The sequence below is a fragment of the Streptomyces sp. H51 genome, from assembly GCF_035656535.1.
Taxonomy (GTDB): domain Bacteria; phylum Actinomycetota; class Actinomycetes; order Streptomycetales; family Streptomycetaceae; genus Streptomyces.
In genome coordinates, this window is the sequence record NZ_JAYMHD010000077.1 from 22,823 (window position 1) to 39,626 (window position 16,804).

At 74.0% G+C, this 16,804-nt stretch carries 11 protein-coding genes; 8 read left to right on the top strand and 3 right to left on the bottom strand.

The features are described 5' to 3' along the window. Positions 1-470: 470 nt before the first annotated feature. The 3 genes from VKA29_RS29045 to VKA29_RS29055 form a co-directional block, all read right to left on the bottom strand. Positions 471-1,613, bottom strand: a complete 1,143-nt coding sequence (locus tag VKA29_RS29045) for an acetamidase/formamidase family protein (protein ID WP_324788969.1) — start codon at positions 1,611-1,613, stop codon at positions 471-473. A gap of 261 nt (positions 1,614-1,874) precedes the next feature. Continuing rightward, positions 1,875-4,127 (bottom strand): cytochrome P450, encoded by a 2,253-nt coding sequence (locus VKA29_RS29050; RefSeq protein WP_324788970.1) that lies wholly within the window; start codon positions 4,125-4,127, stop codon positions 1,875-1,877. Between the two features lie 298 nt (positions 4,128-4,425). After that, entirely contained in the window at positions 4,426-5,508 is a 1,083-nt protein-coding gene (locus VKA29_RS29055; RefSeq protein WP_324788971.1) for an NAD(P)-dependent alcohol dehydrogenase, read from the bottom strand. Positions 5,509-5,651: 143 nt separating this feature from the next. On the opposite strand from VKA29_RS29055, the gene VKA29_RS29060 reads away from it, so the two are divergent. From VKA29_RS29060 to VKA29_RS29095, 8 genes are all read left to right on the top strand, one after another. Then, positions 5,652-7,100 (top strand): aldehyde dehydrogenase family protein, encoded by a 1,449-nt coding sequence (locus VKA29_RS29060; protein WP_324788972.1) that lies wholly within the window; start codon positions 5,652-5,654, stop codon positions 7,098-7,100. A 12-nt stretch (positions 7,101-7,112) separates the two neighbouring features. After that, on the top strand, positions 7,113-8,339 hold the full coding sequence (locus VKA29_RS29065; protein WP_324788973.1) for a helix-turn-helix domain-containing protein: 1,227 nt from the start codon (positions 7,113-7,115) through the stop codon (positions 8,337-8,339). Positions 8,340-9,052: 713 nt separating this feature from the next. Further along, positions 9,053-10,075 (top strand): zinc-binding dehydrogenase, encoded by a 1,023-nt coding sequence (locus VKA29_RS29070; protein WP_324788974.1) that lies wholly within the window; start codon positions 9,053-9,055, stop codon positions 10,073-10,075. After that, the gene (locus VKA29_RS29075) at positions 10,072-11,448 is read left to right on the top strand and encodes an amidohydrolase family protein (protein ID WP_324788975.1); all 1,377 of its coding nucleotides are present in this window, start codon (positions 10,072-10,074) and stop codon (positions 11,446-11,448) included. The genes VKA29_RS29070 and VKA29_RS29075 overlap by 4 nt, the downstream gene beginning before the upstream one ends. Before the next feature lie 449 nt (positions 11,449-11,897). Continuing rightward, positions 11,898-12,986, top strand: a complete 1,089-nt coding sequence (locus tag VKA29_RS29080; RefSeq protein WP_324788976.1) for a BMP family ABC transporter substrate-binding protein — start codon at positions 11,898-11,900, stop codon at positions 12,984-12,986. Between the two features lie 30 nt (positions 12,987-13,016). Further along, positions 13,017-14,573, top strand: coding sequence for an ABC transporter ATP-binding protein (locus VKA29_RS29085; RefSeq protein ID WP_324788977.1), 1,557 nt, complete (start codon positions 13,017-13,019; stop codon positions 14,571-14,573). After that, the gene (locus VKA29_RS29090; RefSeq protein ID WP_324788978.1) at positions 14,570-15,751 is read left to right on the top strand and encodes an ABC transporter permease; all 1,182 of its coding nucleotides are present in this window, start codon (positions 14,570-14,572) and stop codon (positions 15,749-15,751) included. The genes VKA29_RS29085 and VKA29_RS29090 overlap by 4 nt, the downstream gene beginning before the upstream one ends. Next, a complete protein-coding gene (locus VKA29_RS29095; protein ID WP_324788979.1) occupies positions 15,748-16,662 on the top strand; it encodes an ABC transporter permease in 915 nt (304 codons plus the stop codon). The genes VKA29_RS29090 and VKA29_RS29095 overlap by 4 nt, the downstream gene beginning before the upstream one ends. The last annotated feature ends 142 nt before the right edge of the window (positions 16,663-16,804 follow it).

Sequence of the window (16,804 nt, forward strand, 5' to 3'; positions counted from 1 at the left end):
GTCCGGACCGAATGGCAGGCCCGGACGACCACTCGGACGACAGGCCCAGGCAGGACCGAACAACGCACCCCGACAACCAGCCGATTGACGAACCCGGACGACGGACCGAGGGACAGGTCCGGCCGATGGTCCGAGGGACGCGGCCGCCGCGAACTGGCGCGGGGGCGGCGGCGCCGGCCCCCATCGCGGCCGGCCCACGGCGCCGGCGGCCGCTCGGACGACGAACCGAGGGAGAGGCCCGGGTGACGCGTTCGGACGACGGGCCCGGGCAGCGAACCCGGTTGGCGGGCCCGGATGGCGGGCCCGGATGGCGGGCCCGGATGGCGGGCCCGGATGGCGGGCCCGGGCAGCGGGCCCGGGTGGTGGGCCCGGGGGGCTGTAGTGGGGTGGTCGGGGTCGGGTGGGCTCGCGGGTTCCGGGGCGGAGCTCGGTGTACCGTCCGGGGCGTCTGCCGCGCAGCGGGCCGGTGGTCAGCGGGGTCGGGTGACCTCGCGGAAGTCGGACTTGCGGATCTTCCCGTGGATGCCCTTCACGCCGTCGACGACCTGGGAGACGGCGAAGTCGCCGGCGGCGCTGAGGTAGGCCATCGCCAGGTGGCGGTCGATGCCGTAGTCGGTCATGAGCAGGTCCAGCGCGCAGCGGACGCAGTCGCGCATCGCCTCGTCGAGGTCCTCGTGCAGGCCGATCGGCACGAGGTGGTCGTCGGTCTCGGCGAACGGGGCCGTGCGGCCGTTGCCGGGGCGCTGGGCAGCGCCGCCGGGTATCACCTCCAGCCTCACGGTGGCCCGCAACGACGCCTCGAACGCGGTGAGGGCGATCTCGCCGTCGCCCTGGGCGAAGTGGGGGTCTCCGAAGTAGACCAGCGCGTCGTCGACCTGGACGGGGAGGAAGAGGGTGGCGCCCTCGCCGAGGAGGGCGACGTCGATGTTGCCGCCGTGCCGTCCCGGAGGCACGGAGTGGGGACGCTCGTCGCCGGGTACGGCCACGCCCATCACGCCGAGGAACGGCCGCAGCGGGAAGCGCAGGGAGCCGCGGGAGGGGTCCGCCGGGTCCACCGCCATCCGGCCCCAGGCGCCGTCGCGGTCGGCGTGCGCGGTCGCGAAGGTCATCACGGGGCCCGGCAGCGCGGGCATCTCGCCGGGGAGCGCGCCGAAGCCGTGCCGGGCGGAGACCAGGCCGTACGGGACCCGCGGGGTCAGGCCGAGGACGGTCACGGCGAGCAGGTCGCCGGGGCGGGCGCCGGCCACGGCGATCGGGCCGGTGACGAGGTGCGGTCCGTCGTCGTCGAAGTCGTGCGGCATGCCGGAGTCCGCGATCTGCTGGACGTCGTCGAGCACATGGGCGCCGCCGACTCCGTAACGGGCGAAGAACTCGCGCGGGTTGCGGCCCTGGTCCTCCAGGACTCCCTCGTGGCTGAGGGTGTCGACCGTGACGACGGAGCCCGGCCGGACCGCGGCGACCGGTGCGTCCGCCTCGCACGGGAGGCGGCCCCAGAGGGTGTTGCCGGGGGTGGCCGGGACGTAGGCGGTCGACGGGATCGCTCCGTGGCCGGGCTGGAGGATCGGGAAGCCGGTCGCGGCAACGTCGAGGAGGGGCGAGTCGGTCGCTGTCATGGCCCACCTTTCGTGGAAGGGATGGGCCGACGCTATGAACGTCCCGTTGCCATGGCGTTTCGGGTGCGGGTCCGTGCCGTAACCGTGTCCCGTATTGCGATATGGCGTCTCGCAAGCGGTTCGGGTGCGGGGGGGGTTCGGGGTGGGCGTGGGCGCAGGCCGCAGCGCGGGCCGGCGGGGGTCGTGACCGAGAGGTCCTGATGCCGGACCGCGCTGCGGCGGGGTGACGGTGGGGCGGGGCGGGGTGTGGCGAGCGGGGGCTCAGAGGTCGAGGACGAGCCGTTCGCCCCGGCAGCGGCCGACGCAGATCATCATCGTGCGCCCGGCATCGCGTTCCTCGTCACTGAGCACGGAGTCGCGGTGCTCGGGCGTTCCGGCGAGGACGCGGGTCTCGCAGGCGCCGCAGTACCCCTTCTCGCAGTCGTAGGACAAGCCGCTGACGGCATCGCGCAGGACCTCGATGAGGCGGCGGTCGGCCGGCACGGTGAGGGTGGCTCCTGTGCGTGCGAGCCGCACCTCGAACGGCCGGTTCGCCGTGGAGTCGAACGCCGTCTCCAGGTCGTCGCCGGCCGCGAAGCGTTCCAGGTGGAGCCGGTCGGTGAGGCCCAGGCGGGCGGACTCGTGCTCGACCGCCGCGAGCATGGGGCCGGGGCCGCACGCGTACACCGCGGTGTCCGCGTCCAGTCCGCCCAGCAGCCGGGGGAGGTCCGGCAGCCCGGCCTCGTCCTGCGGCAGCAGGGTCAGCGCGTCGCCGGCGACGGCGGCGAGTTCGTCGGCGAACGCCATCGTCGCGCGGGTGCGTCCGCCGTACACGACGGAGAACGGCGTGCCGCGTCCGGCGGCCTCGCGGACCATGGCCAGGATCGGTGTGACGCCGATGCCGCCGGCCAGGAACAGGTAGGCCGGCGCGTCCACGAGCGGGAAGTGGTTGCGCGGCCCGCGCACCGTGAACGTGGCTCCCGGGCGGGCCAGTTCGTGCAGTTCGGCCGACCCGCCCCTCCCCCGGGCCTCGCGCAGGACACCGATCCGCCACGTCGTGGTGTCGGCGGGGTCCCCGCACAGCGAGTACTGGCGCAGCCTGCCCGAGGGCAGCCGCAGTTCGACGTGCGCGCCGGGCCGCCAGGCGGGCAGTTCGCCCCCGTCCGGCAGGCCGAGGCCGACGGCCACGACGCCCTCGGCCGCCGCGCGCACCGAGGTCACCCGCAGCGGGGTGGGCGTGGTCAGCGCGCGGGCCGCGCCCGTCGTCCCGGTCGCCCGGGGGCCGGGGGTGAAGACCACCGGGATCGCGTCCCAGCCGGACTGGTTGCCGCGCGTCGGGTAGGGCACCAGTCCTTCCTCGATCACCCGGTAGTCCGGCAGCCGGGTCAGGACCTGCGTCATCATCGCGCGGAACATGGCACGGGCGAGGTGGGCGCCCGCGCACCGGTGCGATCCGATGCCGAAGCTGAGGTGCCGGCTGGCGTCGCGGTCCAGCCGTACCCGCTCGGGGTCGGGGAAGACGGCGGGATCGTGGTTCGCGGCGACCCACGGGATCAGCACCCGGTCGCCCGCTTGCATCGGGCAGCCGCCGACCTCGGTGTCCCGGGTGACCGTGCGCGCCATCGACTGCGACGGGGCGAACGCGCGGAGGAATTCCTCGGTCGCGGTGTCGAGCAGATCGGGGGAGTCGGTCAGCCGTCGGCGCTGCTCGGGGTGGCGGGCCAGGTGCACGAGGGTCGATCCGGTCAGGGAGGTGGTGGTGTCGACACCGCCCGCGATGAGCAGACCGATCACCGACACCAGCTCGTCCTCGCCGAACTCACCGCCGTCCGCGGTCCGGCCGGCCACCAGCGCGCTGACCGCGTCGGCCCGGGGCGCCGTGCGGCGTTCGGCGATCAGTTCGCGGATGCGCCGGTCCATGTAGGCCAGCCCGGCGGCCCCGCGTGCGGCGCGCTCGCTGTCGGCCGGCGCGGCGAAGATGTCGTGCACCGGACCGGCCAGCTTCGCCCAGTCGTCCTCCGGGAAACCGAGCCAGTCCAGGGTGACCGCGGCCGGCAGCGGGTTGGTGAGGTCGCGGACGAAGTCGCAGGAACCGTGCTCGATGAACTCGTCCACCACGCGGGCGGCGTGCCGCTCGATCATGGGGACCAGTTGCCCGACCGCCTCGGGGGTCAGCAGCGGGTTGATCAGCTTCCGGTACTCGGCCGAGCGGGGCGGGTCGAGTTCGATCGGGTACTGCTCGAGTCCCGGGCCCTTGGGGATGACGATGCCGACTCCCTGGCCGCCGTGGTCGCTGCGGGCCGAGGAGAACGTCGCGTCGTCGCGGGCGATGCGGGCCACGTCGGCGTAGCGCGTCGTGTAGTGGAAGCCGCCGTGTGCGGCCGAGCTGCCCACCGGGCAGCTCTCGCGGAAGCGCGCGTAGTAGGAGACCGGGTCGGCGTTGGCCTCGGCGGAGTGGTGGTCGAAGTCGAGGGGACGCTCGTCGAAGTGACGCTCGGGGTCGACGCGGTGGTCGAGGTCGATGTCGGCGGACATGGTGGGCACGCTCCACGTGCTCGGGCCTGTGCGCGGTGTTGTCCGGCCGCGCCACCGGATGTCTGCTGCCTCATCGGCGGTCCGGTCACCCTAAGGCGCCGCCGCCCGCGTGACAACGCCTGGTGGAACACCGTCTCGCGAAGCACCGTCCCGACGCCTCGACGACGGCGCCCGGCAGGTCAGCAGGTCAGCAGGTGAGAAGTCAGAGGGTCAGGAGGACAGAAAGCCGGGAGGCCGGAAAGCCGAGAGGCCAGAAGGCCACAAGCTCAAGAGCTCGGAAGCTGGGAAGCTCGGAAGGTCAGAAGGTCAGTACGGCCTTGCCGACCGAGCCGGACCGGACGGCCGCGACGGCCTCGTTGATCTGCTCGAAGGGGAAGTAGGTGATCATCTTCTCGACCGGGAACCGGCCCTTGGCGTTGAGGTCGAGCAGCCGCGGCAGGAACAGCTGCGGCAGGCTGGAGCCCGCGATGATGCCGGTCACCGTGCGGCCGTTGAGGATGCTGCGCCAGTCGAAGCTCATCGACTCGCTGGGGCCGACGCCGATGACACCGGCGCGGCCGAGCGGCCCGAGGGCCTCCACCGCGACGCGCAGGACGTCCTCGCGTCCGGTGGTGTCGATCACGAAGTCGAACCCCTCCGGGACGAGGGCGGCGAGTTGCCCGGCGGCGTCCCCGGCCGAGGAGTCGACGGTGTGCGTGGCGCCGAAGCCGCGCGCCGCCTCCAGCTTGGCCGGGTTCACGTCCACGGCGGCGACGACCTCGCAGCCGCTCAGGGCGGCGGCGATGACGGCGGCCACGCCGACGGCCCCCGCCCCGAAGACCGCGATCGACGAACCGGGGCGCGGTTGCAGCACGTTGAGCACGCCCCCGGCGCCGGTCTGGAAGCCGCAGCCGAAGGGCCCGGCGCGCAGCAGGTCCAGCGACGGGTCGATCCTGACGACCGCCCGCTCCGGTGCGACGACATGACCGGCGAACGACGACTGGCCGAGGAAGTGGGCGTTGACCTCGCGCCCCTCGTGGGTCACCGCGGTGGAGCCGTCGGGCCGGCGGCCGGAGAAGTTCACCGCGTCGAAGGCGCGGCAGTAGGCGGGCGAGCCGGTGCGGCACAGCGCGCACCTGCCGCACGAGGTGAAGGACATGGTGACGTGGTCACCCGGGCGCACCGAGGTGACGTGCGCCCCGACCTTCTCGACGACGCCCGACCCCTCGTGCCCGAGCAGCGCGGGCGTGGGGAAGAAGGTGGCGAACTCGAGGTCGGTACCGCAGATGCCGACGGCGGCGACGCGGACCAGCACCTCGTCGGGACGGGGCTCCTCCAGGTCCACCTCGGTCAGGACGAACGGCTGTCCGGGGTGTTCCAGCAGAGCGGCGGTGGCGCGCACAAGGCCTCCTCGGTGACTTGCGCGGTCGTGCGATGACTCGCGCCGTCTCACACTGTCTCGCTACGTCTCGCTACGTCTCGCGCTGACTCGCATTGCGAGATCGCATATTGACATGCGCGATATGACCGGTCAAGGTTCCCCCTATGGCGGCTGTTGACTTCCCTTCTTCCCAGCACTTCATCGACGGCGAGTGGGTCGCGGCCCGCGACGGCGGCACGCTGGACGTCCTCGATCCGGCCACTCAGCAGGTGATCACCAGGACGGCCCGGGCGGGCGGCGCCGACGTCGACGACGCGGTCGCCGCGGCGCGCCGCGCCTTCCCCGCCTGGGCGGCGACCAACCCGAGCGAACGCGGGGCACTGCTCCGGCGCTGGGCCGACCTGGTCGTCGCCGAGGTCGAGGCGCTCGCGGCCGTGGAGGCGCGGGACGTGGGCAAGCCCCTGTCCGGCGGCCGGACGAACATATACATCGCCCACGGCATCATCGACTACTTCGCCGGCGCGGCCGACAAGCTCACCGGAGTGACGCTGCCGACCCGCAGCCCCGACTACCTGGGCTACACGGTTCCCGAGCCGTACGGCGTGTGCGCCGTCGTCATCCCGTGGAACGTGCCCGCCGTGCTCACCGCCGCGAACGTCGCGCCGGCGCTCGCCGCGGGCAACACGGTCGTCCTCAAGCCGTCCGAGATCGCGCCGCTGGCCCCGTTCGCCCTCGTCGAACTCGCCCGCCGCGCCGGCTTCCCGCCGGGCGTGATCAACGTCGTCACGGGGCTCGGTCCCGAGGCGGGCGTGGCGCTCACCTCGCACCCGGACGTCGGCCACATCAGCTTCGTCGGCTCCACCACCACCGGGCGGGCGATCATGGCGGCCGCGGCGCGGAACCTCGTCCCGGTGAAACTGGAACTCGGTGGCAAGTCACCGAACGTGCTCTTCGCCGACGCCGACCTCGACACGGCGATCCCGGCGATCGTCGCCTCGATCACCGAGAACGCCGGCCAGAACTGCTACGCCGGCTCCCGGCTGCTCGTGGAGGCCGCCGTGCACGACGAGGTCGTGGAACGGGTCGCCGCCGCCATGGCCGCGGTCGAGACCGGGCCCTGGGAGGCCGACCTGGACATGGGTCCGCTGGTCAGCGCCGCGCAGTTCGACCGGGTCGCCGGCTTCCTCGCGGACGCCCCCCGGGAGGGGGCGCGGCTGGTCACCGGCGGTGCGCCCGCCGGTGACGGGTGGTTCGTCCGGCCGACGGTGTACGACCGGGTGGACGCGGGCATGCGCGTCGCCCGCGAGGAGGTCTTCGGGCCGGTGCTCGCCGTCCAGTCCTTCCGCGACGCCACCGAGGCGACCGAGCTGATGAACGCCACCGACTTCGGCCTGCTGGCCTGCATCTGGAGCAACGACATCTCCCGGGCGCTGCGGCTGGCGAAGGACGTCCGCTCCGGGCAGGTCGCGGTCAACCAGTTCCACGACGCGGGAGTGATCGGCTTCCCGTTCAACATGCAGAAGGACAGCGGCTTCAGCCGGGGCGGCGGGTACGCGGCGCTGCGCGAGTACACGCAGGAGAAGGGTGTGGCCGTCCGGCTGCTGGACCGCTGAGAGCGAGAGCCCATGGGTATCACCACCGTTGGAACCGTTGGAACCGTTGGAGCGTGGTCCGGCGCGGCCCGGGGAGGGCCGGGACCGGACGCCGAACCCGCCGCCCTGGAGCGGGAACTGACCGAGGCGGTGCTCGCCGGCGCCGCGCGCTCGGACGTGCTCCGCGCGCTGTGCGGAGCGACCGGGCGGCCCGCGCGCCTGCTGTCCGCGCGGGGCGTGCCGCTGGCGGCCACCGACGGCGGCGCCGGCGTGCCGGCCGCGGTGGCGCACGGCGTGCTCGCCGGCACCGCCGGAGAGGTGGTCGACACCCTCGACGGACTGCGGGCGACGGCGCTGCCGGTACGGGCCGGGGCGACCGTGGCCGGGGTGCTGCTGACCCTGGGTCCCGGTGATCCCCGGGTACGGGCGCTGGCGGGCGCCGCGGTCACCGCGCTGCTCATCGACGCGGTGCGCACGGGCGAGGAGTCCGCCGAGGCTCCCCCGCGGCACACGCCGGCCGATGTCGTCGCGGCGCTGCGGTCCGGCACGGTGAGCCCGTCGCAGCGCGCGGCGGCCGCGTCGCTGGGGATCGATCCGCAGCGGCCGCCGGCCGGTGCCGTACTGCACTACAGCGGCTCCCGGCTGCGTGCCTGGTCCACCGCGCTGGCCTGGCTGGAGCACCCGGTGCAGCAGGAGGCGCGCACGGCGTGGACCGTGGTGCCGGGTGAGGCCGTGCTCGCCCGGCTGCGCAACCGGCTGCGCCTGATGACCGGCGACGAGTCGGCGGACCATGTCGTCGCGGCGAGCGGCTCCCACCCCGACTCGCCCGAGGACCTGGCCCGGTCCTTCACCGAGGCCGAACGACTGCTCGGCCTGGCCCGGACCCGGCACGTCCCGCTGCTCACCTACGACGGCTGCGGGGTCGTCCAGATGCTGCTGCCGCTCCCCCGCGCCCGGCTCGAGGCGTACGCCGAGGCGCACCTCGGGCCGGTCCTGCGGCGACCCGAGCTGATGGCCACCCTGCGGGCCTGGCTGGCCGAGCGGGGCAGTCGGCAGAGCGTCTCCGAACAGCTCCACCTGCACCGCAACTCGGTGGGCTACCGGGTGCGGCAGATCAAGAACCTCCTCGGCACCGATCCCCTGTTGCCCGACGCCGCCGCGGAACTCCATCTGGCGCTCGCGGCCCTGGACCTCCTCGCCGCCGACGACCGGCGCCTGCGCGGCGTGGACGACGACGGTGCGGTGCCGGCCGGCCGCTGACCCCGTGCGGGACGTGCCACCACCGGGCCACCGACCCCACGGGCGCCACGCCGCCCCCGTCCGATGCCCCGCCCCGTCCGCTGCCCCCGCGCGCGACGCGCGCGCGTGCCCTGCTCCGCCGGGCCGCCGGACTCGCACCGCCGCCCGGCCACCGCCCCCGCGCCTGACGCCCGCCGCCGACGCTCGCACGACCTGCACGGACACGACCTGCACGGACACGACCTGCACGGACACGACCTGCACGGACACGACCTGCACGCGCACGGCCTGCACGCGCACGGCCTGCACGGACACGACCTGCACGCGCACGGCCTGCACGCGCACGGCCTGCACGGACACGGCCTGCACGGACACGACCTGCGCGGGCACGGCCACCCGCACCCGGCCGCGCGTGTGACACGCCGCCACCCGCCATCGACCCCGCGCGTGACCTGCGAGCGCGGGAGTTGCCGCCGGGCGGGCGCGGCGAGCCGTGCGCCGCGCCGCCGACGGGTCGCACGCGCCCGGGCACCGGGCCGCGGGTCCGTTTCCCACCCGCTCCGGCCTGCGCCGTGAGCGGTGCGGAGCCGAGCGCTCACACGAAAAACCTACGAAACGAAGATGTTCCACAGGAGCGTTGACACGGCCGTTCGGCGGGGGCAGAGTACCTCGCAATACGTTCCACCGACTCGCAATGCGAGACGGATCAGGGAGGAGGGCAGCCGGTGCGAGCCATGGTGCAGACCGATTTCGGAGGGCCCGAGGCCGTGTCCCCGCGGGAAGTCCCGGAACCGGTGTGCGGCCCTCGCGACATCGTCGTCGAGGTCGAGTACTGCGGGCTGAACCGCCTGGACCTCCTTCAGCTCAGGGGACCGGGCCTGCTCCCCGACTTCCGCCTCCCGCACGTACCCGGCATGGACCTCGCCGGAACGGTGGTGGCGACCGGGACCGAGGTCGCCACCGTCGTCCCCGGTGACCGGGTCATCGCCGATCCCACCCAGGGCTGCGGCAGCTGCCCGCGCTGCGCGGTGGGCGACCGGGCGTACTGCGTCCGACCGCGCGTGCTCGGCGGCAACGCCCCGGGCGCGCTGGCCGAGTTCGTACGGGCGTCCGCGGAATCGATCGTCCGGGTCCCCGACTCCGTACCGCTCGCCGCGGCCGTCACACTGCCCACCGCCTACGCGACGGCGTGGCACGCGGTCCACACCCTCGGCCGGCTCGCCGCCGGTGAGACCCTCGTCGTCCACGCGGGCGCCAGCGCCGTCAGCCTGGCGGCCATCGGGCTCGCCAGGCGGGCGGGCGCCAGTGTCGTCGCCTTCGCCGGCAGCGACGCCAAGCGGGCCGCCGCCCGCGCGGCCGGCGCCGACCTGGTGCTGCCCAACGACGACCCCGACGCGGTGAAGACGGTGTCGGCCTTCACCGACGGCGCCGGCGCGGACCTGGTCCTGGACCACGTCGGCACCGACACCTGGCGCACCTCACTCGACTGCCTCGGCGTCCGCGGACGTCTGCTGATGATGGGCAACACCAGCGGCGACGAGGTGTCGTTCTCGCTCCGGGAGGTCTTCCACCGCGGCCTGCGGCTGCTGGGCGCCGGCGGCTACACCTCGGCCGACTTCGTCGCCGCCACCTCGGCCTGCTTCGCCGACGGCCTGCACCTGCCCACCGCCGCCCGGTTCCCGCTCGGGGACCTGGCCGAGGCCTGGGACGTGCTCGCCGCCCGCGGCACCATCGGCAAGGTGGTGATCGAGCCGTGACCGATCTGCTGATCACGGGCGGCGACGTCGTCACGATGGACCCCGCCCGGCGCGTCCTCACCCGTACGACGGTCGCCGTGTCCGGCGACAGCATCGCCGCGCTCGGCACCGCCGGGGAACTGCGGGCCCGCTTCCCGGCGGCGCGGGAGATCGACGCCTCGGGCTGCGTGGTGATCCCGGGCCTGGTCGACGCCCACCAGCACACCACCGTCGACCCGCTCGTGCGCAGCATGATCCCGGACGACATCGGCTCCCAGGAGTCGATCTTCGACTGGATCGTCCCGCTGCACGCCGCCGCCGACGGCGACGACGACGAACTGGCCGCGACGATCACCGCCGTGGAGTGCCTGTCCCGGGGCATCACCACGGTGCTGGAACCGGGCACGGTGGCCTTCCCGGAACGCGCCGCCGCGGGCCTCGGCGCCGCGGGCGTCCGCGCGCGGGTCGGCGGCTGGGGCTGGGACGCCGAGGGGGTGCCGCTGGGCGCGCCCGCCGACGAGGTGCTCGCCCGGCAGGAAGACATCGTCCGCTCCCTGCCGGCCACCGGTCCGGTCACCGGCTGGGTGACGCTCGTCGGCCACAACCTGGTCAGCGACGAACTCCTCACCGGGGCGGCGGCCCTCGCCGAACGGCTCGACACCGGACTGACCTGGCACATCTCGCCGGGCCCCGCCGATATCGACGCGTACGCGCTGCGCTGCGCGCGCCGCCCGGTGGTCCACTTCCGTGAGCTGGGGGTGCTCGGCCCGCGCCTGCTGCTGGGCCACGCCGTGTGGCTCGACGACGCGGAGGTCGACGCGATCCTGGAGACCGGTACCGCGGTCGCCGCCTGCCCGGGCGCCTACCTGCGGCTCGCCCAGGGGTACACGCGCGCGTCGCGCCACGCCGAACTGGTACGGCGGGGCGGCCGGATCGCCCTGGGCTGCGACGCGCACAACGCGGGCGACGCCCCGGACGTCCTGCTGGCCGCCTACCTGTTCGCCGCCCTGGAACGCGACCGGGACCTGCCCGACCCGGTCCGCGCCGAGCAGGCCTTCGCCCTCGCGACCGTCGACGGCGCCGAGGCGATCGGGCTCGGCGACCGGATCGGCTCCCTCGAAGTGGGCAAGGCCGCCGACATCGTCGTACTGGACGCGGCCGATCCCGCCTGGATGCCCAGGGGCGACCTGGCCCGCCAGCTCGTCTGGGGTCATGTCTCCCGCACCGTACGCGACGTGGTGGTCGACGGCCGTGTCGTGTTCCGCGACCGGCGGCCGACCGGCGTCGACCTCGCGGCCGTCGCCGAGGCCGCCGCCGAACGGTCCGCCGCCCTCCTGCGGCGGGCCGGCCTCGCACCCCGCCCGGCCTGGCCCCAGCCGGTGGCCACCCGGTAAGTCCGGCCCGGCCCGGAGAACCGGCGGCCACCCAGGGAGGGAGACCAACCGTTGAACGTCATCGACAGGGCCGGGCCCGCGCCGGCCCCGGCCTCCGGGCGCACCGGGGCGGAGGCCGCCGCACACCCCCGCGGCGCCGGCGCGGACAGCGCCGGCCGGCGATTACTCCACCGGCGTACCCGGCGTCCCCGGCGTACCCCTCGTGCCCGCCGCGGCCGTCGGCACCACCGCTGACGACCCGGCCGTCTCCGCCCCCGAGGCGGTCCTGCCGTCCGATCACCCCGCCCGGCCCTCACCACCGCCCCACCCGGCCCTCACCACCGCCCCACCCGGCGGCACCACCCGACCCGCCGGGGCGGCACCACCGACCGACACCCCCAGCGACTCCACGAAGCGACTCCACTCAGCCACACCCCCGAGCGACACCCTGAGCGAATGGAACGACGCACATGACCACGAGAAGCACCCTCCGCCGTCCCCGAGCCGCGGTCGGCCTCGCCCTCGCGGGAGCCCTCGCGCTCGCCGGCTGCGCAAGCAACGACGCGACCGCAGCCAAGACGGACACCTCGGCGAGCGACAGCGGCGGCAAGGGTCTCGAGCAGCCCGACCTCAACGGCGACGGCAAGGTCGTCATCGGCGTCCTCAGCCCCGGCGACATCAACGACCACGGCTACTACCAGAGCTTCGTCGACGGAGCGGACGCGTTCGCCGAGGAGAAGGGCTGGAAGGTCATCAAGCGCGGCAGCGTCCCCGTGAACGACGCGCTCAACGCGGCCCGCGCGCTGTGCCAGCAGAAGGTCGACATGGTCGCGCTCGGCGCGAGCGAACTGAAGACCGCCATCCCCGCCTCCGAGGAACCGGTCTGCGCCAAGACCGCCTGGTACGTGCCCTCGTCGGCGAACATCGACCAGACCCCCAAGGTCATGCTGTCCACCGACGACCCGAACCAGTCCATGCTGGTCGCCGGCTACGCCGCGGGTCTGAAGATGAAGGCGGCCGGCGACACCAAGGCCGGGTTCATCACCGGCGTCAAGGCGGACTTCAGCGTCGCCGCCGCCAAGGCCTTCCTGGCGGGCATCCGCGAGGTCGTCCCGAAGGCCCAGCTGACCACCACCTACACCGGCGACTTCAACGACTCGGCCAAGGCCAAGGAGGCCACGCAGGCCCAGATCAGCCAGGGCGCCAAGGTCGTCTACCCCTACCTCGGCGGCGCGACCGACGCCTCGGCCCAGCTGGCGAACGCCAACAAGGTGCTGACCCTCACCCCGGGCACCGACCGGTGCGCCTCGACCAGCCCGAAGTTCGACATCTCGGCCATCTACAGCCCCGGCGACTACTTCCAGGCCGCGCTGCGGGAGTTCGCCAGGAACAACCTGAAGATGGGCAGCACGCGCATGTGGCAGCTGGGCGTCGACCCCTACCCGACCGTGAAGATCTGCGACCCCGAGGGCGACGAGGCCCAGAAGCTGGCGGACTTCATCAAGAAGATCGGCAGCAAGGAGATCGACCCGGCCGCCGAGGTCAAGCGCCTTGGCTGATCTGCCGACCCCGACGAGGAAGATGCAGCGATGACACCGACGGCTTCAGCGGTTCCCCTTCTCGAGCTGCACGGCATCACGAAGTCCTACGGCTCGGTCACGGCCTGCGACGCGGTGGACCTCCGGGTCGACGCCGGCGAGATCCACGGACTCCTGGGCGAGAACGGGGCGGGCAAGTCCAGCCTCATGAAGGTCCTGCTGGGGCTGGTCCGCCGGGACACCGGCCGGGTCCTGGTGCGCGGTGAGGAGGTCGCGCTCGACAGCCCGCAGGAAGCGGCCGAGCTGGGCATCGGCATGGTGCACCAGCACTTCAGCCTCATCGACGCGCTGGCCGTGTGGGAGAACGTGGCGCTCGGCGACAGCGGCAAGGTGGACAAGCAGGCCGTCTGCGCCGAGATCGCCGAGGTCTCCGCGCGGTACGGGCTGCCGATCGACCCGGAGGCCCGCGTCGGAACCCTGTCGGCCGGCGAGCGGCAGCGGGTCGAGGTGGTGAAGTGCCTGCGGCGCGATCCCCAGATCCTGATCCTCGACGAGCCCACCTCGGTGCTCACCCAGGCCGAGTCGGAGGAACTGTTCGCCGTGCTCGGCCGGGTGGTGCAGGAGGAGAGGCGCGCCGTCATCCTCATCAGTCACAAGCTCGCCGAGATCGCCCGGGCCACGGACCGCGTGACGGTCCTGCGCAAGGGCCGGGTCGCCTTCCGGGCGGTCACCGCCGAGACCACCCCGCAGCTGCTCGCCCAGCAGATGGTGGGCCGTGAGGTGTCGCTCGGCGAGGAGGGCGCCGCCCTCGGCCTGCTGCCGGTGCAGAACACACGCACCGCGCGGGACTGCGGCCACGACAGCGGCGGGCACGTGCTGCGCCTCGCCGGACTCACCGTGGAGCACGGCGGGGTCAAGGTGCTCGACGGCGTCGAGCTGACCGTCGGGGCGGGCGAGATCGTCGCCCTCTACGGCGTCGAGGGCAACGGCCAGGCGATGCTGGGCGACGTCCTCTCCGGGCTCGTCGTGCCCACCGCCGGCACCATCGAGGTCGCCGGGCAGGAGATCGACGTGACCCGGCCCGGCGCGCTGTCGAAGGCCGGCCTCGGCATCGTCCCGGAGGACCGGCACCAGAGCGGCGTCGTCCTCGACATGAGCGTCGCCGAGAACCTGACCATGAAGTCGCTCGACAAGGTCAGCGGCCGGTTCCTGGTGCGGCGGCGGGCGATGCTGGCCGAGGCCCGCCGCCTCGCCGACGAGTTCAACATCGTCACGCCGTCGCTGGACGCACCCGTGCGCAGCCTCTCCGGCGGCAACCAGCAACGGGTCGTGCTCGCGCGGGAGTTGTCGGGCCACACCCGCGTCCTGGTGGCCGCGCAGCCCACCCACGGGCTGGACGTCGGCGCCATCGAGGACATGTACGCCCGGCTGCGCGCGGCGGCCGCCGACGGCGTAGGAGTGCTGCTCATCTCCACCGAACTGGAGGAAGTCATGGCCCTTGCCGGCTGGATCGCGGTGATCTCCTCCGGGCGGATCACCGGCGCGCTTCCCGTCTCCGAGGCGACCCCCGAGCGGCTCGGCATGCTGGTCGGCGGTGAGGCCGCATGAACACCGCCTCCCTGCCGGCCCCCGACGAGGTCGCCCGGCGCCTCCTCGCCCGGCTCCGCCCCGGGCGCGACGGCTGGCTGACGGCGGGCGTCACCGTCGCCCTCGTCACCGTCGCCCTGGGCGCGTCCGCCGTGCTGCTCATGCTGACCGGCGCCTCGCCCGGCGCCTCGGCGGCCGCGATATGGACCGGCAGCCTGGCCAACGCCACCGGCTGGACGACGACGCTGCTCAACGCGGCGCCGCTGCTGCTGGTCGCGGTCGGCGCGTGCGTCTGCGCGGCCGCGGGCACGTTCAACATCGGCCAGGAGGGCCAGGTGCTCATCGGCGGGCTGGCCGGAGCCTGGGTCGGGCTGCGGCTGGCCGTGCCCGGCCCGATGCTGGTCGTCGTGGTGATGGCCGCCGCGGCCGTCGGCGGCGGCGCCTGGGCCGCCCTCAGCGCCCTGATGTACCGCTACCGCGGCGTCAACGTCACGGTGAGCACCATGCTGATGACGTTCCTCGCCCTCCAGCTCGTCACGTTCGCGGTCAGCACCCCGTGGTTCCTCCAGGAGAGCGCGCAGGGCTCCTCCGGCATCGCCGACGCCCAGTCCAACCCGCTGCCCGCGGGCGCCCGGCTCGCGGACTTCGGGCAGTACCCGTCGCTCCAGCTCAACACGGGCCTGTTCATCGCGCTCGCCGCCGCGGCCGGCGTGGCCCTCGTGCTGACCCGCAGCCGGTGGGGCTTCCGGGTGCGGATGGTCGGGCTGAACCGGCGCACCGCCCAGCACACCGGGGTCCGGGTGGCCGCGCTCAGCGGTCTCACCCTCACCCTGTCGGGCGCCTTCGCCGGGCTCGCGGGCGGGCTGCTGCTGGCCAGCCCGGTCAGCACCAACCGGCTGCAGGGCGGACTCGCCGACAACGTCGGCTGGGACGGCCTGCTCGTCGCGCTCGTCGCCCGCAACCGTCCCCTGGTCGCGGTCCCGGTGTCGTTCGTGTTCGCCGTGCTGCGTTCCGGCGGCGACTTCCTCTCGGCGACCGGCGTGCCGTACTACCTCGTCGACGTCGTCAAGGCGCTGCTGGTGCTCGCGTTCGTCGTGCCGCCGCTCCTCGTCGGCGTCTTCACCGGGCGCCGCGGGGCCAGGCCGTCGGCCGAGCCCGCCGTGTCCGTCGTCCCGGCCAAAGTGAAGGTGGTCGCGTGAGCGCTCTGGACAGCACCTCCACCATTCTCGCGAGCGGCGTCCGGCTGACCGTTCCGCTCGCCCTCGCCGCCTGCGGCGAGTACGTGGCCGAGCGGGCCGGCACGATGAACATCTCCGTCGAGGCCATGATGCTCGGCTCCGCGTTCACCTCCGTCGCCGCCGCGAGCGCGACCGGCAGCGCCACCACCGGCCTGCTCGTCGGCGTCCTGACCGGTCTCGTCATCGGCCTGGTGCACGGCAACCTCTCGCACCGGGTGCAGATCAACACCTTCGTCGTCGGCCTGGTGCTGAACGCGCTGGTGCTCGGCCTGACGAGCTACCTGATCACGACGCAGCAGTTCTCCTCGCACCAGGTCGGGGTGGTGTCCATCCCGCTGCTGGCGGACATCCCGGTCATCGGCGAGCCGCTGTTCGCCGTGCGCTGGCCCGCCTACCTGCTGATTCCGCTGATCGTGCTGACCTGGTGGCTGGTGGAGCGCGGCCGCTGGGGCCTGGAACTGCGGGCGGTGGGAGAGAACCCGCAGGCCGCCGACGTCACCGGCATCAAGGTCAACCTACGGCGCCGCCAGGCACTGCTGTGGTGCGGCGCGATGGCCGGTCTGGGCGGCGCGTACCTGGCGGTCGGCGAGGTCGGCTCGTTCAACCAGAACATGACCGCCGGGCGCGGTTACATCGTCATCGCCGCGGTCATCTTCGGGGCGTGGCGGCTGGGCCGGACCCTGCTCGGCTGCCTGGTGTTCGGCCTGTCCGACGCGCTGCGGATGGCGCTGCCGCCGCTCGGGATCACCCTCAACGCCCAGCTGCTCGTCGCGGCTCCGTACCTGCTGGCGCTGCTGGCCATGCTGCTGTTCACCACCCAGCACCGGGAACCGGCCGCGCTGGGCCGGCCCTTCGAGCGAGGGTCCGCCTGACCGACGAACCCGGCACGGACCGAGGCCGGCCCCGCCCACTCGCGGGGCCGGCCTCCGCCGTGGCGGCGGGCGGGCCGACCTCCGCCATGAAGCAGGCGGACCGGCCTCCGCCGCACGCCAGCCGAGCCGACCTCCGCCGTAC